Genomic DNA, 2,775 nt, shown 5'->3' with positions numbered 1-2,775 from the left:
AAGCTCTCTTCGCTAAGATCAAGCATATGCGAGCTAAAAAGCGGCACGCCGTGAGCTTTTTTGTATTCGCGGCTAAATTTAATGAGCTCGTCTATCCACGGCAGTAGCTTTCTAGCCGCGTGATCGGTGTGAAGAATTACCGGCACGCCGTAAGCCTTGGCTAGCAAGTGCACGTGCTGCGCGCCCGCTACCGCTCCTAGTACGTCGGCATTACCGCAAGCTTTGCCGGCGTAAAAGCCAGCTCCGCCGTTACTAAACTGGATAATAACGGGTGAGTTAGCCGTTTTTGCCGCCTCTAAAACGGCATTTACCGAGTCGCTTCCGACCACGTTTACCGCAGGCAAGGCAAAACCCTGCTCCTTTGCGTATTTATACAGCCTAGTTACGTCATCGCCGCTTAAAACGCCGGCTTTTACTACGTCTAAAACACCCATTTTATCGACCTTATTTATATTCTACTTTAGCTTTAGCGCGAAGCTCGTCGCCTCTTTTTTTGATATCGTTTCTAAATTTCTCCATCTTTATACTGCCTTCGATCTGAGGTTTTACCTCGTTTAGACCTACAGTACCGGCAGCCTTGCTATCCTCTTTTAGGATTACGTGGTAGCCGAAATTCGATTTAACAGGTTTTTGAGTTACTTCGCCTTTTTTAAGCGCAAATGCAGCATCCGCAAAAGGTTTTACCATCTGAGATTGACCGAACCAGCCTAGCTCGCCGCCGTTTACGGCTGAACCTTGATCTGTAGATTTAGATTTAGCTAGCTCTTCGAATTTTTTAACCAGCGCATCGTCTTTTAGCCCTTTTAGCGCGGCTATTATATCGTTTGCCTCTTTTTCGGTAGCGACTAGGATATGTTTAGCTCTTACTTGCGCAGGTACGGCAAATTCGGCTTTGTTTTTATTGTAAAAGTCGCTGATTTCGCTATCGCTTACTTTTATATTGTCGAAAATTCTCTTCATCCAAAGGTCAAGCGCAAGGTTGTTTTTTAGCTCTTCAAGAGCGGCTTTGTATTCGTCGGTCTTATCTAGTCCGCTCTTTTTAGCCTCGTCTAGAAGCAGTTTTCTGTTGATTGTTTCGTCTATAACCTTTCTTTGCGTGTCTTTAGGCAGTTGCTCAAGAGTAACGCCCGGCATTGCAGCAAGCGTGAAAGCCACGTCCTTATCGGTAATGCTAGAACCGTTTACGGTGGCGTACTCCGCCGCATTTAGGCTTAAAGCCGCAGCCAAACTAAGAGATGCGAATAAAATTTTATTCATCTTTGTTCCTTAAATTTAGATTTTTGCGAGGGTAATATAGCAGGAAAGTCATTAAATATAAGTTATAATTCATCGAAAATTTAAATAAAAACGGCTAAAATCGGCGCTATGAGAACGAAAAAAGATATAAACGCTATCAAAAATTTATTTTTAGAGAATTTTAAAGACGCGGGCAGCGAGCTTAAATTTAGTAACCTCTACGAGCTGCTCGTGTGCGTGATGCTAAGCGCGCAGTGCACCGATAAGCGCGTAAATTTTATCACGCCCTCGCTTTTTAAGGCTTACCCGGACGTCGCGAGCCTAGCGCAGGCAAATCTAGCCAGCGTAAAAGCACTCATAAGCTCCTGTAGCTTTTTTAATAACAAAGCAGAAAATTTGATCAAAATGGCAAAGAGCGTGATGAGCGAATTTGACGGCGAGATACCAACAACCGAAAAGGAGCTGATGAGTCTAGCAGGCGTAGGCCAAAAGACTGCTCACGTCGTGCTGATCGAGCATTTCGGATCAAATTTGATGGCGGTGGATACGCACGTCTTTCGCGTGGCGCACAGGCTTGGTCTTAGTAGGGGCAAGACGCCCGAAGCCGTCGAGCTTGATCTAACCAAAGCCTTTAAAACGCAGCTAAACACGCTTCATCAAGCGATGGTGCTTTTTGGCCGCTACACCTGTAAGGCGGTAAAACCAAACTGCAAAGAGTGCTTTTTAAACGAGCTGTGCAGCAGCAAGGATAAGAAATTTCCTTAATCGCCGAAAAAATTTTTCTTTGAGAGATACGGGTATTGCAGCTGCGACGAGCCGTCTTCGTCTATCAAATTTAACGCCTGAATGTGCCTTGCTCTACAAGTTCGTTATTTAAAATCGTATGCTTTGAAATAGCTTCGATAAAGCGCTCAAAATCACTCCGCAAAATAAAATGCCCGCCGAGGACAAATATCGGTTCCGAAGTTTTGCGATCGTAAAATTTAATACTACTTTTATCGGCAATCGTCCACTCTTTTCTTATGACAAATTTAATGTCAGCGTATAAAAACTCTAAATTTTTACTATTTTTCTGCACGACGATGCTATTTTCCGTCAAAAACACTTTATCTATGCAAAATATTGCAAACGCCTCAAGCAAAAACATAAAAACAGCGATTCCGAAAACAATAAAATAAAGAGTCTTGACCTCGAAAACAAGGTTATCAGCAGTCGCAATCGCATAAAAAACCAAAGCGGCGCAAGGCAAAAATATGATTATTATTGAGATTAAATTATTTTTGGCGTATCTTGCGTCCAAACGAAAAATGTAGTTATCTTTTTGCAAATTTGTCCTTAAAATTTTAAAAATGCCTTTGGCTAAATAAAATTTTTAACATTTTCAAGATGCAGGTCTAGGCGAGTAAAATTTGAAGCCGAATTTACAAATTTGGTAAAGTTGGCCTCAAATTTAGATTTAGAAACGACGAGGCGAAGTATCTTGCGATGAATTTAAATGTTGCGACGAAATTTTCGACCGAAGATAGAACATATAGTTCA

4 protein-coding genes are annotated in these 2,775 nt (G+C 42.2%); 1 reads left to right on the top strand and 3 read right to left on the bottom strand.

Annotated elements, in window-relative coordinates; genetic code table 11:
- Both Q0200_RS09570 and Q0200_RS09565 read right to left on the bottom strand, forming a co-directional pair.
- Nucleotides 1–434, bottom strand: a 434-nt coding sequence (locus Q0200_RS09570; protein WP_297940694.1) for a class II fructose-bisphosphate aldolase, incomplete at its 3' end; no start/stop codon positions are given.
- A 10-nt stretch (nt 435–444) separates the two neighbouring features.
- The gene (locus tag Q0200_RS09565; RefSeq protein ID WP_297940692.1) at nt 445–1,257 is read right to left on the bottom strand and encodes a peptidylprolyl isomerase; all 813 of its coding nucleotides are present in this window, start codon (nt 1,255–1,257) and stop codon (nt 445–447) included.
- A 108-nt stretch (nt 1,258–1,365) separates the two neighbouring features.
- Here Q0200_RS09565 and nth point away from each other — a divergent pair, with 108 nt between their 5' ends.
- Entirely contained in the window at nt 1,366–2,001 is a 636-nt protein-coding gene (gene nth / locus Q0200_RS09560) for an endonuclease III (protein WP_297940690.1), read from the top strand.
- A 70-nt stretch (nt 2,002–2,071) separates the two neighbouring features.
- Here nth and Q0200_RS09555 read toward each other — a convergent pair whose 3' ends face one another.
- Entirely contained in the window at nt 2,072–2,563 is a 492-nt protein-coding gene (locus Q0200_RS09555) for a hypothetical protein (RefSeq protein ID WP_297940688.1), read from the bottom strand.
- Nucleotides 2,564–2,775 lie beyond the last annotated feature (212 nt).

The sequence above is a fragment of the uncultured Campylobacter sp. genome (assembly GCF_938045225.1).
Classification (GTDB): Bacteria; Campylobacterota; Campylobacteria; order Campylobacterales; family Campylobacteraceae; genus Campylobacter_A.
The sequence above is the reverse complement of the archived record's forward strand: the minus strand, read 5'-3'. Positions and strand labels throughout refer to the sequence as shown.